Source organism: Alteromonas sp. M12 (assembly GCF_037478005.1).
In the GTDB taxonomy this organism is placed as follows: domain Bacteria; phylum Pseudomonadota; class Gammaproteobacteria; order Enterobacterales; family Alteromonadaceae; genus Aliiglaciecola; species Aliiglaciecola lipolytica_A.
On the sequence record NZ_CP144164.1, the window covers coordinates 3,666,826 to 3,681,390 of the forward strand.

Here is a 14,565-nt window from a genome sequence, read left to right on the forward strand (position 1 = left end):
ATGTGTTCAAGTTAGATGGCTTTATTAAATATAAAAATAATGCTGCCCAAAGATGCTGCATTCACTATGCATCAGCTAGCTGACTGTGAGTTTTTGAGCAAAGTATTTGCTACAAAAATCATTGAGTTGGATAACACTGGCAGAAAACCTCGGCGCTTAGTTGATATGCGAGGCCATCAGTTTGTTGAGGAGATCATTCAACTTAGTGATACTAAGCTTGTATATCAGATTGTAGGAAACGGACCGATACAACAGCATCAAGGTCAAATTAATTATATTAGCAATAGTGCAAAACCACATTTACAGTATCTAATTGAAGGCCAAAGCAATACGTGGGTCCCCAATTGGCTGCTAAAAGTAGTGATGTTTTACGACTTTAAATTAGCCGGCAAACGACTAAGGAAGTTACTCTATGAGCGTTGAATATATCTTGTTATTGCTCAGCCCGTTATTTCTTATTGCTATTGGCATAGAAGTGCGTAAACGCAGAGAAAGTTATTCATTAAAAGAGTTTGGTTTAAACCTAGGTTTAGCCTTGTCTCATCAAGCAACAGACATACTTGCTATGCTCGCATTAATGCCATTTTTTTATTGGGTACATAGCAATTTTGCTATATTTACTATTGAATTAAGTCCCCTATGGTTAGTTTTAGCATTCGTATTACAAGACTTTTTATACTATTGGTTTCATCGTGCTAGTCATCAATGCAATTGGTTATGGGCAGCTCATGTTGTGCATCATAGTTCCACCAATATGAATTTTTCTACTGCTATGCGGCAAAGTCTTTTCTATCCCATTGTTGGCATGTGGATATTTTGGCTTCCATTGATTATTTTGGGTTATACGCCCGAATTAGTATTGGCAGTGGTAGCCTTGAATCTGGCATTCCAATTTTTTGTGCATACCGAACTTGGTCCCGAATTCAAAGTACTTGGTAAAGTGTTTAATACACCAACTCACCACTGCTTACATCACGCCAGTAATCCACAATATATTGATAAAAATTATGCTGGTGTACTCATTGTTTGGGATAAAATTTTCGGAACCTTCGTCAGCAGCGATGGCGAAGCTCCAAATTATGGCGTGACTGAACGTCAATACAAGGTGTCATTTTATGATGTGGTATTCACACCATGGCGAATACTATTTAACAAAGTAAGACAGCAAAAAAGTGCCTCTTGTGCTTTGAAACTATTATTCAACAATCCCCGCAACTTACACTAGGGTTTTATTCACTCTCACCTAAAAAGCGAAATTCCAGATATAAAAAAGCCCCGATTTTATCGAGGCTTTGAATAGTACTTAATTAAGCGTGATATCTTTTTCTTCCAACCAACGCTAATAAACCTAAGCTAAGCAATAAAACGGAAGCTGGCGCAGGTACTGCTACAGAACCAGATTGAGTTTCAATTTGAAACTGTGCTTGGGTTCCGGTGAAATAGAAAAAGTCATTACCGCTACCAACATCATAACTGATTTCAATACTATTGGCGGTAAAAGACAATGCTTCAGGAACGGCGATATCGGTTAAATTTCCTGATATCCATGACAATCCTGTAATTGATTCACCGGCATCAAAAACGATATTGCTAATAAAAGCAGTGAAAACTTCAAAATCGAGGTTATCTTGTGAACTGAGAGTAACGATGTTTGTTGTCGGGTCGAGATCGATAAATACTGAACCTCCAAACCAACCGCTGTCATTACTCAACAAGTCTGTACTGTCTAATTCGTTACCCGCTCCAACCGATGCATTTAAGTTCTCATAAACTAATGGGCCAGCGTCGAAACAACAATATGGAAGGTCACTTTCAGTGCGAAAATCACCGGAAATAATAGTGGCATTAGCCACGCCCGCGAAAAGTAAAGCAACTAAACATAACACTTTATTCATTTTTAAAACCTCATAAATGATACAACTGTTAAAACAAAAGCAATAGTCAGGCCAATATTTTAAACGATTGATAAATAACGATTATTTATCAATTCACGTTTTAGAATAAAAATCTATTGTAAATAAATCTGACAAAAAATCTCATCTCTATCATATACTTAAGTATAATACCCAAGATATTATTGAGCGACCATATTTGGCTGTTTTTAAATTTAAGGTTATCGATTCAGATATATCACTACTAGTGAATAGTGTTAGTCGTAAGCACTTATTTTCAAGTTTAAGCGCAAAAAACAAATATCTAGCTTCGCTGCAATTAAAATTTTGTTTACTAGCATTTATTTCTTTTCACCTCCTCCCGAGTTTAAGACTAATAGCATTACGCACTGCAAGCTCGTACAATACGAACTAAGCGTTCGTCGATCTTAAGCTGTGAAACGTTACAATCATATTGTTTATTTAGTCGCTAACGTTGTGCCACTTTATTGTTATCAAATCACCAGAAGGTTTGTCATGAAAATTTTATTTGTAATTGGAGCTTTATTTCTAACTGGGTGTGCCAGCACACAAGGCTTATCGGTTTTTTCATTCTCAAACGCTCAAGTGCAATCATTACTAAGCCAACAACTCCCCAATTTAAGCGAAAAGGTCAATGTAATGGGGTTGCCTGTAGAGCTGAACGTTAACAATCTAAGTGTTAATATTGGTCCGGACAACCGGGATGTCATCGCCCTTGGCGTTGATTCCGGTGCAGAAATAAACGCCTTCGCATTTAAATATCCAGTACGTTTAATGTTGCAAATCGAAGGTAGCCCTTCTTACGACAGTGATAAAAAAGCAGTATATTTACAAAACCTTAAACTCGTCGACTCAACGGTTGAAGCGGGTAAATATAAAGGTAATTTGAACCTACTAAATGACCAAGTAATGAATCTGATTAATACATTTTTAGCGACCACACCAGTGTATAAATTAGATATGGCAGACCCTAAAGTTGCGCTCTTGAGCAAAGTCCCTTTGAATATAAAAGTGGTAGAAGGTGCGATTCAATTGGTGCCAAGTCTTTAGTTTAGATTAGAAATCGTCGAACCAGCTATTTAGGTTCAACGAAAGCATAGGCTGCAACTTCTGAGTATTATTTATAAGTGGCCTTGCATTTTTTCAGTTCGTCCTTATTAAAGTTAACAATTCAACAAGGGTATATTAATCAGTTTCATGTGGACTTGGCGGGCGTTTATTTTAAGTATGTGTATTGCACTTTTTGCGGTACTAAGCTCCCCTGCCCGCGGTTTAGAAATCTCACTGCATAGCGAAAATAAAACAGTACATATTAGTGTTTATAATCACAACATCGATAATCCAAACAGTGTTGCTAAACTCAACCACACCACTCAAATTTTGTCGTCGGATTACCTGCTTATTAAACGAAATAACAGGTTAAAAGAGCATAACAATCAAGTAGGCGATGACTTTCGCTCGGAAATTCCTCCTGAACATATTAGATTTAATCGTGACATACGCTGGCCCCCATTCGAACGCTCAGCATATAGCGCTTTTAGCTCTTCAATTCAAAACGAACCTATATTTGTTTTAGCCTACGAATTTCTCCCCGAAATTTTAGGCCGTCAGCACTTTTTAGCACCATTAACACCAAGTGTTGATATTCCTTGGTATTTGCGCCCCGATGCGGCAAGTAATCAAAGCAAATTAAATGGCTGGAAAGACGCAAACACGCTTTATACCGGCACCATTACCTACCTAAGTTAAAACGTTCTCGCGCTGGTTAGAGCGCACTTTTATTAATTGTACTTTCAGTACTGAATTTTATTTTGCATTGGCGCGAATCCGCGCCCTTGCCCCCTAAATGATAGTCGCTTCAAAGCGCTTCATTTGGGTAAAAAGAGAACGAATATGCGTAAAACAACTGCAAAACCCAAGCATACTTGGCAAATAATAGTGATCATTGTCACTGTACTCATTCTGGGATTAAATGCGATTCCAACACTATACGGGAGCAACAACGCGTTATTGATTAGCGCGCAAACCCCAACTCAATCACTGCCGTCGCCACAACAGTTGCGTAATTTAATGCAACAAGAAGACATTCAAGTTAAACAAATTATCAACGGCGAAGTAGACAGTAAGGTCGTTATTGAAGGAGACGATGAAACACTGTCACGGGCACAGCAGCAGCTAAAAAGTAATTTAGGTTCGGCATACCAAGTCCGCTTAGGAAGCCAATCTGCGGCCCCTAAGTGGCTCGACGAACTAGGTATGTCGCCGATTAAATTGGGCTTAGATTTAAGCGGTGGAGTGCTCTTTGTACTGGAAGTGGATATCCACAAAGCTGATCAAGAAAGAATAGAAAGTGCCAAAGACGAAGCCCTGCAAATCATTCATCAAAATAGTTTGCGCGGTATGACTGTCAAGGTTGCTGCTGATAACGAGGATTTGACGAGCAAAATTAACTTACATTTTTTGAGTCATCAATCCGGCAATGTGAAAATAGTAGTAAACGAATTACAGAAACGTTTGCCGGGCATAACTTACACATCTGTCGATGATAACAACGGCATTTTAATGTATTCCCAACAAAGCCTTAGCACATTTCACAGTGAAACTATGGCCCAGGCAATTACAACTCTACGTGGCAGAATTGAAGAGTTAGGAATTACCGAAGCAGTTACGCAACGACAAGGAAAGAATCGTATTCGTGTGGAATTACCTGGGGTTAAAGATCCAGAACAAGCCAAACGAATCATAGGAGCGACAGCCTCATTAGATTTTTATGAAATAGCTGGCGATAGTGCAATTGGAACTAAAACCTTTCGCGATGAAGACGGTCGTCATTTGCGGGTAGCTTCAAAGCCCATTTTTACAGGAGCGAGTATCGAAAATGCCAGCACAGGCCGCGACGAAATGGGCGTTGCCTTGGTGAACCTGTCGTTAGATGCTATTGGCGGTCAAAAAATGTCAGCGTTCTCCAAAAACAATATTGGCAAGCCTATGGTAGTGGTTTTTTCTGAGTACCACAGAAACGCTGCTGATGAGATGATCAAAAAAAGCAAAGTCATCAGCGTTGCGACTATTCAAAGTCAGTTGGGTAACCGTTTTAGCATCACTAATTTAGAAAGTCATCAGGCGGCATCTGACCTTGCATTACTCTTACGCGCAGGCTCGTTAGACGCTCCCATTACTATAGTTCAACAACGCACAATTCAAGCCTCTTTGGGGCAAGACAATGTCAACAACGGGATCATGGCATTAGCCATTGGTTTAGGCATTACGTTGCTATTTATGGGCTTGTGGTATCGAAAACTCGGCTTAATTGCTAACACCAGTTTGGTGCTTAACCTAGTGTGTTTATTGGGCTTAATGGCATTGTTACCAAATGTGGTGCTTACTCTCCCCGGTATTGCTGGTTTGGTATTAACCGTGGGCATGGCCGTAGATACAAATGTGCTAATTTTTGAGCGAATAAAAGAACAGCGAAGGCGTGGACAAAGTAACTTCTCAGCCATTGAAACTGGCTATAAAGAAGCATTTTCGACGATTTTAGATGCAAATATCACCACAATGATCACCGCGTTAATACTCTTAAGTATTGGCTATGGCCCAGTAAAAGGATTTGCCATGACGTTAAGTCTAGGTATTTTAACCAGTATGTTTACCGGTGTATTTGTTTCCCACGTTTTAACCTATTTGGTGAAACCACAAATTGCGGTATCACATAAGGAGCTCAGTTAATGACAACACATTTAATCAACAACTCATCAAGTAATAATGAGTCCAATGAAGGTAAAGGTTCAACTCAAACCGTTTCTCGTTTTAGCAAGTATCGTTTGGCGGGCTTTTGTTTGGCTATGGCTTTGATGGTAATATCTGCATTGGGATTAGGTCTGCGCGGGTTAAATTTGGGATTAGATTTTACTGGCGGTTATTTGACCGAATTTACCACCAGCCAGAGTATCGAAAAATCACACATGCAAAACCAATTAGCTGCGCAGTTAACTGGCGATTTTGAACTCAATAGCAGCATGACAAATACCCATTGGACTATTCGCCAAGGGGATGACACAACGGATGTAATTGATAAACAGTGGCTAAATCAATTTGCCAACCAAAGCGGTTACGATATTACACCTCAGGATTCGGTTTTTATTGGCTCCCAGGTTGGATCTGAACTGATTGATAACGGTGGTTTAGCCTTGATCGTAGCGGCAATTGCTATGATGGTATACCTAACTTGGCGCTTTGAATGGCGCTTAGCCTGTGGTTCATTGGTCGCTTTAGTACATGATGTTTTAGTTGTTCTTGGGCTATTCGCCTGGCTCGGTTTGACCTTTGACTTAACTGTGCTTGCTGCCGTACTAGCCATCATCGGCTACTCACTCAACGACTCTATTGTAATAGGCGACAAGCTCCGTGAAGTAATGCGCGCCAAGTCCGGCTTAAAGATGAATGACTTAGTCAATACCGCAATTAAATCAACATTAACGCGCTCACTGATAACCTCAGGCACAACACTGGCTACAATAGGCGCCATTTGGATATTCGGAGGACAGCCATTACAAGGTTTTGCCATTGCGTTATTTGCAGGTGTTGTGTTTGGAACACTCTCTTCAATTGCAGTTTCGGCCACAATCCCGCAACTAATAGGTTTAAATCCAGCATTCTATCAACATCGTGCCCAGGAATTACTACTCAATGATGAGCCATAGCTATCGCTAGATAGAACCCAGAATCAAGATTAAAATGTCCACATAAGTGGACATTTTTTGCTTTGAGGTTGCAGTAAAGGTATTAGCTAGACCCCGATATTAGCTAGACACCCATCATTGGACATTATGATATTAGCGAGACACCCATAGATATTAGCGAGACACCCATGATTAGCTGGACACCCATGATAGGGATATTATTAGCTGGACACCCATGATAGAAGGTATTAACTAGACACCACACCCATAACAAAATTTTACAATGGGTTAATGAACTGGCGTCATATTTGGAGTGTTATTATCAAGTGCAGCAGATATACGGCTTGGCAATCTGAGCCTGAATTTCTATCTGGTTGGCAAGATTCAGCATCCACTTAATCAAAGCAGAGTAGCTCCTGACGATTTACCATAAAACAAACAGGATAGCAGGTGCCTGCAGGTGGATTTATCATTCATGGCAATTTAAAGTGGTGCTAATGATATGAAACTTTGAGTACGCCACTATGAAAAAACCGCAAGAGAAACCATTATCTAAAGATGACATTGCTTTACTGAACATGCCATTTGACGCTTTTTCGTCACATCTGAAAGGCGCTGCTTTGGGACCAAAAGCAATACGCACAATGATGGAGTCGGGCTCATCAAATTCAGCTACTGAGTTGGGGCAAGAGCTTAATGATAATCCTAGGTTAGTGGATGCCGGTGAAGTGTCTTGGACACAAGAAGCCGACGCATTTGAAGCGCTTGAGAAAGTCATTGATAAGATAGCCTTGCAAGGTGCGAAACCCCTGACTTTTGGTGGCGATCACTCCATTACTTATCCGATTATTAAAGCCTTGGCAAAACATCATTCTGACATTACTATTTTGCATTTCGATGCTCATCCCGATTTATATGACATTCTTGATAACAATCCATTATCCCACGCCTGCCCTTTTGCGCGAATCATGGAAAATAAGTTGGCCAATCACTTAGTACAAGTAGGGATCCGCACCTTAAATCAACACCAACGAGAACAAGCAAAACGCTTTGAGGTTGAAGTACACGAAATGACCCACTACAAAGGCGCTCAACAAATCAACATTACCGGCCCTGTATATATAACAATAGACATGGATGCACTGGACCCAGCCTATGCCCCAGGCGTATCTCACCACGAACCAGGTGGTTTAAGTGTACGCCAAATATTGGATGTTATTCATCGCTTAAACGTACCCGTAATAGGCGCTGACATTGTCGAATACAATCCCATACGTGACATAAACGATATGACCGCTATGGTTGCCACTAAGTTATACAAAGAAGTCTGCGGTAAAATGCTCGAGTAGTAATGTCTTCGTTAATTATTAAGACACCCATATATATGAAAATCTATATGTTCCTCTAAGTTAATACTTGATGACTACGATGCTTTAGTTTCCTTGAGCTTTAGGAGGTTCTATATATATTCTGGAGGGCTAATGGTCATTTTCAAATTGATAATATCTCTGTTTTAACATTCCAAAGACAACAGTGATTGCCAACTTTTGCTGCAATATTGGTAATTTTAGGTGTATGACTTTAAATTTGTCTAAGCAACACTTTTGCTTTTCCCATGCCTCGTATTCGTTGATGTTTTGTGTTGCGCTTAAATTGTTGCAGCATATGTTCACTGCCCACTGCAATCGAAAAATGCTGTTCAAATTCAGTGGTAAGAGTAAACCATTGCTCTGAATTGATACCTAAATTATCTATAATGGAGCTTTCTTTTGCCTTGATGTGCCCCACTTTATCTTCTCGAATAAATTGACCGGTACGAACCACTAACTCACAATAGTCAATTAAGCTGAAGGCGATGCCTGATGCCATATTTTTTTGATGATTACCGACAAAACGCAGCAGTGAATCAGGTTGTTTACCCGTTTTTACAGCGGCGATACGCTGGAAAATACTGGTATGCTTGGAGGTTTGTGGCGTACTTTCCATTTTCGCTCGAATTGGGTTCAAGTCAACGTATGCCATACAGGCAATAACGGCTCGTTGGTCTAAGAGCGCTTGAGATTTGAATCTTCCTTCCCAAAATCTGCCTGTACATTCATCCTCTTTGTTTGCTTCTCTAGCAATGTACTCGTTCAAATCACGCATAAACCAACTTATGTCATACAAGCGTTTACGATTTACTTCGGCAATTTGATCCACCGTGAGCTGCTCATATTCGCTTAGCTCTTCACCGCGCATGAATTTTTGCGTAAGCAGAGTGCCTCTGTGTAATTGATGCCAGCGAGTAAGTACCTCTTTTTTCGACCAACTCTCAGCAAGGTTTTTATCTACAAACAACACCACGTGAGTATGATTGTTCATAACCGCATAAGCCGCGATATCGATAGCAAAGACCGAACCTAAAAATAATAGACGAGATTCCACCCAGCCTCGTCGATGCTCATAACTTTGCCCGGTAAATTTATTTTCACCACATAAAAATGACTGTCTTACACATCTGGATACACAATGATAATAAGGAGTATCGATTAAACTTATTTGATTTTTTCGAGCTTGCGGCATACATCATCCTTCCTTGGTTGATTGAAGACTTTTAAGTTTAGCCGAGAGTTGAGAATTTAATAGTATTGAAATAGACACATGAGCATAACCTGTTTCAAAACTGAAAGGTTTTAAACTTAATCCAGCCGTAAAATTGTTTACTTCAAGTTGTCATCCAAAGGTGGGTGTCTTGATAACGGCCTAGAGTCTTGATAACGGCCTCAATAACTAAGCATGGGTGTCTTAATAATTAATCTAAACATGGGTGTCTTAATAGTGAGTTTGGCTTGAAATCAAAATGGAAAGGCAAGTGATAGCGTTTGCGCAAGCAATGTTAATTTTGAAGTATATAACCGAGTTGTCAGTGTGACAGTGACTGACGGAGAACAAATTAACAAATGCCTTAAAATGTTAAATTTAGCCCGCCAGATTTTGAGCTCTTTTAATTAGAGAACCATCGGTATTTAAAAGTTAATTGTCAGTATACCTTCCATTACTTAAAGCCCAGCATGATATTGACTAACTGTTGATTCCGGCACCATAGCATTTAACGTTGCCTCCACCATTTTATCTCCCGCGAGTAATTGTTCGAATTGATGAATTAACGCAATTTTATCCGGAGAAACTTTATCGCCAGCACCAATGTTAGTTAAATCAATCATAAAACCATCAAATAAGTCAGCCAAATCATGTATCACCTGCATATTCAAAAACTGGTCTTCGTTGTAAATGCTAGGGTAACCCGCTTTTTGTTTATCAATGGCAAAAGACATCCCTTTAAGATTAGTAATACTAGTGGATTTATCACAAGACAGCATACATCCGTTATCTATTCTCGGTTTTTCACAACCGACACTTTGCTGGAAGAAACACTGTCGGCTAGTCATCAGTAAAATTGGGTGATAGATGCTGTAAAATAGTTTGAAATTGTCAGGACGTGCAATGTTTTTCATTTGCATACGATTAAGCTCATTCGAAATAAATGCGCCACTACAATCAAAATCTTCTTTCATTGCCATCAATGCATACGAGTTGGTTGTATTTAAAAATGGTCCTGCTATCCACTTTATTCCTAACTGATTAGCACGGTAAGCAATACCTGTATTGTTGGTAACGATTAATGGCGGCATAACTTTTTCCAAAATATTAATTGCCACATCATAATCTTTGCCAATTAATACTGCTGGAAACCATGGTATCAGGCGCGGATTGTCAGCCAAAAAGTCAACGTACTTCGTGCAATCACGTTTATAAGCATCGGGTAATTTAAAGTAAATATCAGCGCTGGAAACCTCTGCCAAAGCAACATCTGCTTGGTCACAAATTAATATGGAAAGCTTAACGTTAGTATCTGCAGTTTTTGGGTAATTTTTCAATTTAGGTAATGTCACAGGAGGGATCAACGCTTGCGCACCATTAAGCAATCTAATCGCTTCATTTTTCAAGGTTGTCATTTCACTAAAAGGCACAGTTAACCCAGTTGACAGATGCTGAGTATCAATGCTTTGGAGCTCATAATCCCCATTCCCCAAACTTCTAAAGCGTTTCTCTAAGACCTGTTCGTCAATCGCATTTTTATCACTTTTTGCTAATAAACTGCTCGATTGTAATGTAAAACTTTTGCTTCGCCCTTGAGATACTTGAGCCTCAGTGCTTCGATAAAAAGCTCCATCATCGGTGCGAATATTTAGGGTTAATTGACTACCTTGCTGACCAGAAAAAACTAAGATTAAAGGGACTTTATCTATACTCAAATACTGAATTTTTTCTCGTACAATATCATGAAGCTCATTTTTTTCTTGATAAAGAGTTTGCTTCACTTCTTGTATTTGTACCACTGATATACGATTGCTGTCGTCGTTAGAGGTGGCTTTAGCAATGGCATGGTTTTTAGAGTTGTCTCGAGGGTTATCGATAAACATTGACTGATTCAAGTCACCGCGCAAAAACGCATTTGAAAAATCCCGATTAAAGACTTTATACAAGCGCTCACCATCTTCAAGCAATTCGCCGGTTTCAATAAAACCGTCGATTTGTTTACGAAAACTATCTACTACCGTATGTACGTAACTTGCACCTTTTATTCGTCCTTCAATTTTAAACGAATAAACACCGGCTTCTATGAGTGCTGGCAGATCAAAGAATGCCGAGTTATCTTTAAGATTAAGGGGGAAATTGTGCCCCGACTCGGTGGTTTCATATTCTTCACGGCACGCTTGACTACAGCGGCCACGATTCCCCGAATTACCAGCGCTTGCAGAAGTTGAATAACACAACCCCGAGAACGCCACGCACAATGAACCATGAACGAACACTTCAGTTAAAATATCGTGTTCACGGCTAACTGCAGTTAAGGCTGTTATTTCTCGTAGGTTTAACTCTCTAGATAAATTAACCCTTGAGGCCCCTAATTTTTTTAGGAAAGCTATTTGGCCCGCATTATGAGTAGTGAGCTGTGTAGAAGCATGAATATCCAAGCTGGGAAAATGTTTTTTAATCAGGTTAAACATACCTATATCTTGAACAATTACACCGTCTAAAGTGGTGTTTACTAGCTTACTGAGTAATTTAGCTAAGGTCGTAAACTCTTGCTCTAGAATCACAATATTCAAGGTTAGAAATATTTCGCAATCATATTGATGGGCTAAGCGAATTACCCCAACAAGTTGTTCAAAAGAAATATTAGACGCGCGATTACGGGCATTAAAGTTGTCTAAACCACAATAAACGGCATCGGCACCCGCAATAATGGCCGCTTTAATGGCATCAATATCTCCACCTGGGGCTAATAATTCAATTTTTTGTGTGGTTTGGAGATTATTCATGCCGATATTACTCATTTAGGTGCGATTCATTGGGGGTGATACTCACAGAAGTATTATAAGTCCTGTAATTTTATGCTGGCGATTTTACCTGTATCTTTAGCCAATGAATATGACTAGAGTAGATTATTATCTGTAAATACTGCAAAGTACCAAATTAAGCTACTCAAAACATGAGATAAATGTCATCAGAGCTAACTTTGAAGAACACTAGAACGATAAACTATGACACTGCCAATACTTTACTCATTACGAAACTGTCCTTATGCGATGCGAGCTAGAATAGCTCTTTTCAAAGCCAATCAATCTGTTGCTGTGCGCGAAGTAAATTTAAACAATAAACCCGTAGAAATGCTCGACGCTTCAGCCAAAGGGACTGTGCCAATTTTAGTTGTAGGTGATGAATTACAACCATCGTTGATCGTTGATGAAAGCCTTGAGGTTATGTTGTGGGCCTTGGCTCAGAATGATCCTGACGATCTACTTCGTAAAGATGATCCAGTGGCACTACCTTCAATGCTTTCAATGATTGCACGTTTTGATGACGAATTTAAAACTCGCTTAAATGCCTATAAATGCGCACAACGATATCGAGAAAATAATCTGACTGAATGCAGGCAGGCTTGTGAGATTTATATTCAAGAATTAGAAGGTCTATTATCAGTTGAGAACGCTAAAAAGAATACTAACAAAGCCAGTTATATCATGTCAGACAGAGAAAGCTTAGTTGATATCGCACTTTTACCCTTTATTCGTCAATTTGCTAAAGTAGAACGCCAATGGTATCAGCAATCCCCTTATCCCAATTTGAAAAAATGGCTTAAGCATTACCTACAAAGTGTGATGTTCACCAAGGTAATGACAAAGTTTGAGGTATGGGATGCGAGCAAATAGCCCTGTCACTTCTGGATAAAAGTCATACTATTTTCTAACAACCCAGCTACCATCTGCTCCACGGCAAGCAACTCCATGCACTATCTCAGCGTTCCCTCCAATGGTTGCATCAACAGTATATTCGCGACATGTTTGACCATCAATTAAGTACGTTTTGGTAGGTACCACGCGGTATTCATATCCTGTATCCGGGTTATACCATTGTGTTGCAACGCCAGTACGAATCGTTTCTAGAGAATGGGAAATATATATTCGTTCATGTCGATTCATATGACGCCCCACATTGCCGCCTATATGTATTTCAACCGTTGGGCCGACAATTGTAGCTTTCGCGCGGGCCTCACCTTTGCCAATCTCATGACCGATTACGCCACCGATAATTAAACCTGTGAGCGGGTTTGCTCCTCCACCATGACCATGGTGTATACCTCCGCGCCCCGCACAAGAAGATAACAATAAAACACTGATGCAAGACAAAGCGATGACTACTTTTTTAGAACCTGTAAACATTATAAGTACCTCTCTATTTGGCATGACCGAATTTGGTGTAAAAAAACAAAATGCCTACTCTCCAGTAAGTTAATTCATAAATGCAAGATTATCTTGAGACGCATGGAGTTTTTTACTGAGAATGCAATCAATATTAACGATCAAATATTGAAAGAAGGTGCAGGTAATGTGGAGAAAATGCAGATTTCGTATCTACAGACAAAAAGAAATAAACAGGACACCCATAACTAGCACGTGAATAAACAGGACACCCACCGCAAAGTTTCGTATTCGGCGCTATTGATGTAGGAATAAACAAGACACCCATAATTAGCAAGTGAATAAACAGGACACCCATCGCAAAGTTTCGTATTCGGCGCTATTGATGTAGGAATAAACAAGACACCCATAATTAGCAAGTGAATAAACAGGACACCCATCGCAAAGTTTCGTATTCGGCGCTATTGATGTAGGAATAAACAAGACACCCATGTTTAGCCATGTATGCAAAACTCAAAAAGATATCTATGAATTTATAACAAAGATATCTCAGGTTTAGCTTTTTCGGAAAACATCATAAAAGAATCAATCTACTGGCAAACTCGCTATAACCACCCTTTCTGATTGGCAATTCGCGCCGCATCAACTCGGTTGGTCGCATTCATCTTAGATATGGCTTCTGAAAGATAGTTACGCACTGTGCCTTGCGCAATAAATAATTTCTCTGAAATTTCAGCGGTAGACAAGCCTTCAGCCGCAAGTTTTAGTGCTTTACGCTCTTTGCTGTTAAGTGGATCCTTATCCCCTAACGCCATCATGGCTAGCTCGGTATCAATTACTCGCTCGCCGCTTATCACTTTACGTAAACTGGTAATTAAATAGTTACTGGGAGCTTCTTTGAGCACGATCCCCCGTACCCCAGCCTCAATTGCTCGACGCATATAGCCGGCTTTGGCGAAAGTCGTCATGATCACAATTTTTATGCTTGGATGTTGCTTCTGCAAGGTTTCGGCAAGTTCGATGCCCGTCATATGTGGCATTTCAATATCGGTCAATACAATATCGGGGATTACATCTGAACTATTAATAAAACTAAGCGCTTTTGCCCCATCACCACAAGACGCCACTACCTTTATATCTGATTCAAAACCAATTAATGCGGTCAGTGCATCGAGCACTAAGGTTTGATCTTCAGCAATAACTAAATTTGTAGTCATTAAATTT

Annotated in this window: 13 protein-coding genes; 8 read left to right on the top strand and 5 right to left on the bottom strand. The window is 39.8% G+C overall.

Going from position 1 to position 14,565, the window contains the following annotated elements:
- The first annotated feature begins 15 nt into the window (after positions 1-15).
- Positions 16-423: a hypothetical protein gene (locus VUI23_RS15725; RefSeq protein WP_342804949.1), complete on the top strand. Its 408-nt coding sequence runs from the start codon at positions 16-18 to the stop codon at positions 421-423.
- Positions 413-1,225, top strand: a complete 813-nt coding sequence (locus tag VUI23_RS15730) for a sterol desaturase family protein (protein WP_342804950.1) — start codon at positions 413-415, stop codon at positions 1,223-1,225. The genes VUI23_RS15725 and VUI23_RS15730 overlap by 11 nt, the downstream gene beginning before the upstream one ends.
- An 82-nt stretch (positions 1,226-1,307) precedes the next feature.
- On the opposite strand, the gene VUI23_RS15735 is transcribed toward VUI23_RS15730, so the two are convergent.
- Positions 1,308-1,895 (bottom strand): PEP-CTERM sorting domain-containing protein, encoded by a 588-nt coding sequence (locus VUI23_RS15735; RefSeq protein ID WP_342804951.1) that lies wholly within the window; start codon positions 1,893-1,895, stop codon positions 1,308-1,310.
- Between the two features lie 513 nt (positions 1,896-2,408).
- On the opposite strand from VUI23_RS15735, the gene VUI23_RS15740 reads away from it, so the two are divergent.
- From VUI23_RS15740 to speB, 5 genes are all read left to right on the top strand, one after another.
- Positions 2,409-2,963 (top strand): DUF1439 domain-containing protein, encoded by a 555-nt coding sequence (locus VUI23_RS15740; protein WP_216047153.1) that lies wholly within the window; start codon positions 2,409-2,411, stop codon positions 2,961-2,963.
- A 147-nt stretch (positions 2,964-3,110) separates the two neighbouring features.
- Positions 3,111-3,662 carry a hypothetical protein gene (locus VUI23_RS15745; RefSeq protein ID WP_342804952.1) on the top strand — a complete coding sequence of 184 codons (552 nt, stop codon included), beginning with the start codon at positions 3,111-3,113 and terminating at the stop codon, positions 3,660-3,662.
- Positions 3,663-3,806: 144 nt separating this feature from the next.
- Entirely contained in the window at positions 3,807-5,642 is a 1,836-nt protein-coding gene (secD, locus tag VUI23_RS15750) for a protein translocase subunit SecD (RefSeq protein ID WP_342804953.1), read from the top strand.
- A complete protein-coding gene (gene secF / locus VUI23_RS15755; RefSeq protein ID WP_216047156.1) occupies positions 5,642-6,616 on the top strand; it encodes a protein translocase subunit SecF in 975 nt (324 codons plus the stop codon). Before secD ends, secF begins: the two co-directional genes overlap by 1 nt.
- Before the next feature lie 503 nt (positions 6,617-7,119).
- Positions 7,120-7,944: an agmatinase gene (gene speB / locus VUI23_RS15760; protein WP_342804954.1), complete on the top strand. Its 825-nt coding sequence runs from the start codon at positions 7,120-7,122 to the stop codon at positions 7,942-7,944.
- A 232-nt stretch (positions 7,945-8,176) separates the two neighbouring features.
- Here the strand turns inward: speB and VUI23_RS15765 are convergent, their stop codons facing one another.
- Both VUI23_RS15765 and VUI23_RS15770 read right to left on the bottom strand, forming a co-directional pair.
- Complete coding sequence (locus VUI23_RS15765; protein WP_342804955.1) at positions 8,177-9,157, bottom strand: transposase; 981 nt, start codon at positions 9,155-9,157, stop codon at positions 8,177-8,179.
- Positions 9,158-9,633: 476 nt separating this feature from the next.
- Positions 9,634-11,961, bottom strand: coding sequence for a DUF3656 domain-containing protein (locus VUI23_RS15770; RefSeq protein ID WP_342804956.1), 2,328 nt, complete (start codon positions 11,959-11,961; stop codon positions 9,634-9,636).
- A gap of 222 nt (positions 11,962-12,183) precedes the next feature.
- Here VUI23_RS15770 and VUI23_RS15775 point away from each other — a divergent pair, with 222 nt between their 5' ends.
- The gene (locus VUI23_RS15775; RefSeq protein ID WP_303500881.1) at positions 12,184-12,852 is read left to right on the top strand and encodes a glutathione S-transferase; all 669 of its coding nucleotides are present in this window, start codon (positions 12,184-12,186) and stop codon (positions 12,850-12,852) included.
- 27 nt (positions 12,853-12,879) lie between these two features.
- Here the strand turns inward: VUI23_RS15775 and VUI23_RS15780 are convergent, their stop codons facing one another.
- Both VUI23_RS15780 and VUI23_RS15785 read right to left on the bottom strand, forming a co-directional pair.
- Positions 12,880-13,362 carry a DVU3141 family protein gene (locus VUI23_RS15780; protein ID WP_342804957.1) on the bottom strand — a complete coding sequence of 161 codons (483 nt, stop codon included), beginning with the start codon at positions 13,360-13,362 and terminating at the stop codon, positions 12,880-12,882.
- A 584-nt stretch (positions 13,363-13,946) separates the two neighbouring features.
- Positions 13,947-14,558 (bottom strand): response regulator transcription factor, encoded by a 612-nt coding sequence (locus VUI23_RS15785; protein WP_342804958.1) that lies wholly within the window; start codon positions 14,556-14,558, stop codon positions 13,947-13,949.
- Between the last annotated feature and the right edge of the window lie 7 nt (positions 14,559-14,565).

What these genes read in the sequence shown, in the direction of transcription:
- speB (WP_342804954.1), top strand. Translation starts at nt 7,120, where the DNA reads ATGAAAAAACCGCAAGAGAAACCATTATCTAAAGATGACATTGCTTTA.
- secF (WP_216047156.1), top strand. Translation starts at nt 5,642, where the DNA reads ATGACAACACATTTAATCAACAACTCATCAAGTAATAATGAGTCCAAT.
- VUI23_RS15735 (WP_342804951.1), bottom strand. Translation starts at nt 1,895, where the DNA reads ATGAATAAAGTGTTATGTTTAGTTGCTTTACTTTTCGCGGGCGTGGCT.
- VUI23_RS15785 (WP_342804958.1), bottom strand. Translation starts at nt 14,558, where the DNA reads ATGACTACAAATTTAGTTATTGCTGAAGATCAAACCTTAGTGCTCGAT.
- VUI23_RS15775 (WP_303500881.1), top strand. Translation starts at nt 12,184, where the DNA reads ATGACACTGCCAATACTTTACTCATTACGAAACTGTCCTTATGCGATG.
- VUI23_RS15765 (WP_342804955.1), bottom strand. Translation starts at nt 9,157, where the DNA reads ATGCCGCAAGCTCGAAAAAATCAAATAAGTTTAATCGATACTCCTTAT.
- VUI23_RS15745 (WP_342804952.1), top strand. Translation starts at nt 3,111, where the DNA reads ATGTGGACTTGGCGGGCGTTTATTTTAAGTATGTGTATTGCACTTTTT.
- VUI23_RS15725 (WP_342804949.1), top strand. Translation starts at nt 16, where the DNA reads ATGGCTTTATTAAATATAAAAATAATGCTGCCCAAAGATGCTGCATTC.
- VUI23_RS15740 (WP_216047153.1), top strand. Translation starts at nt 2,409, where the DNA reads ATGAAAATTTTATTTGTAATTGGAGCTTTATTTCTAACTGGGTGTGCC.
- VUI23_RS15780 (WP_342804957.1), bottom strand. Translation starts at nt 13,362, where the DNA reads ATGTTTACAGGTTCTAAAAAAGTAGTCATCGCTTTGTCTTGCATCAGT.
- VUI23_RS15770 (WP_342804956.1), bottom strand. Translation starts at nt 11,961, where the DNA reads ATGAATAATCTCCAAACCACACAAAAAATTGAATTATTAGCCCCAGGT.
- secD (WP_342804953.1), top strand. Translation starts at nt 3,807, where the DNA reads ATGCGTAAAACAACTGCAAAACCCAAGCATACTTGGCAAATAATAGTG.
- VUI23_RS15730 (WP_342804950.1), top strand. Translation starts at nt 413, where the DNA reads ATGAGCGTTGAATATATCTTGTTATTGCTCAGCCCGTTATTTCTTATT.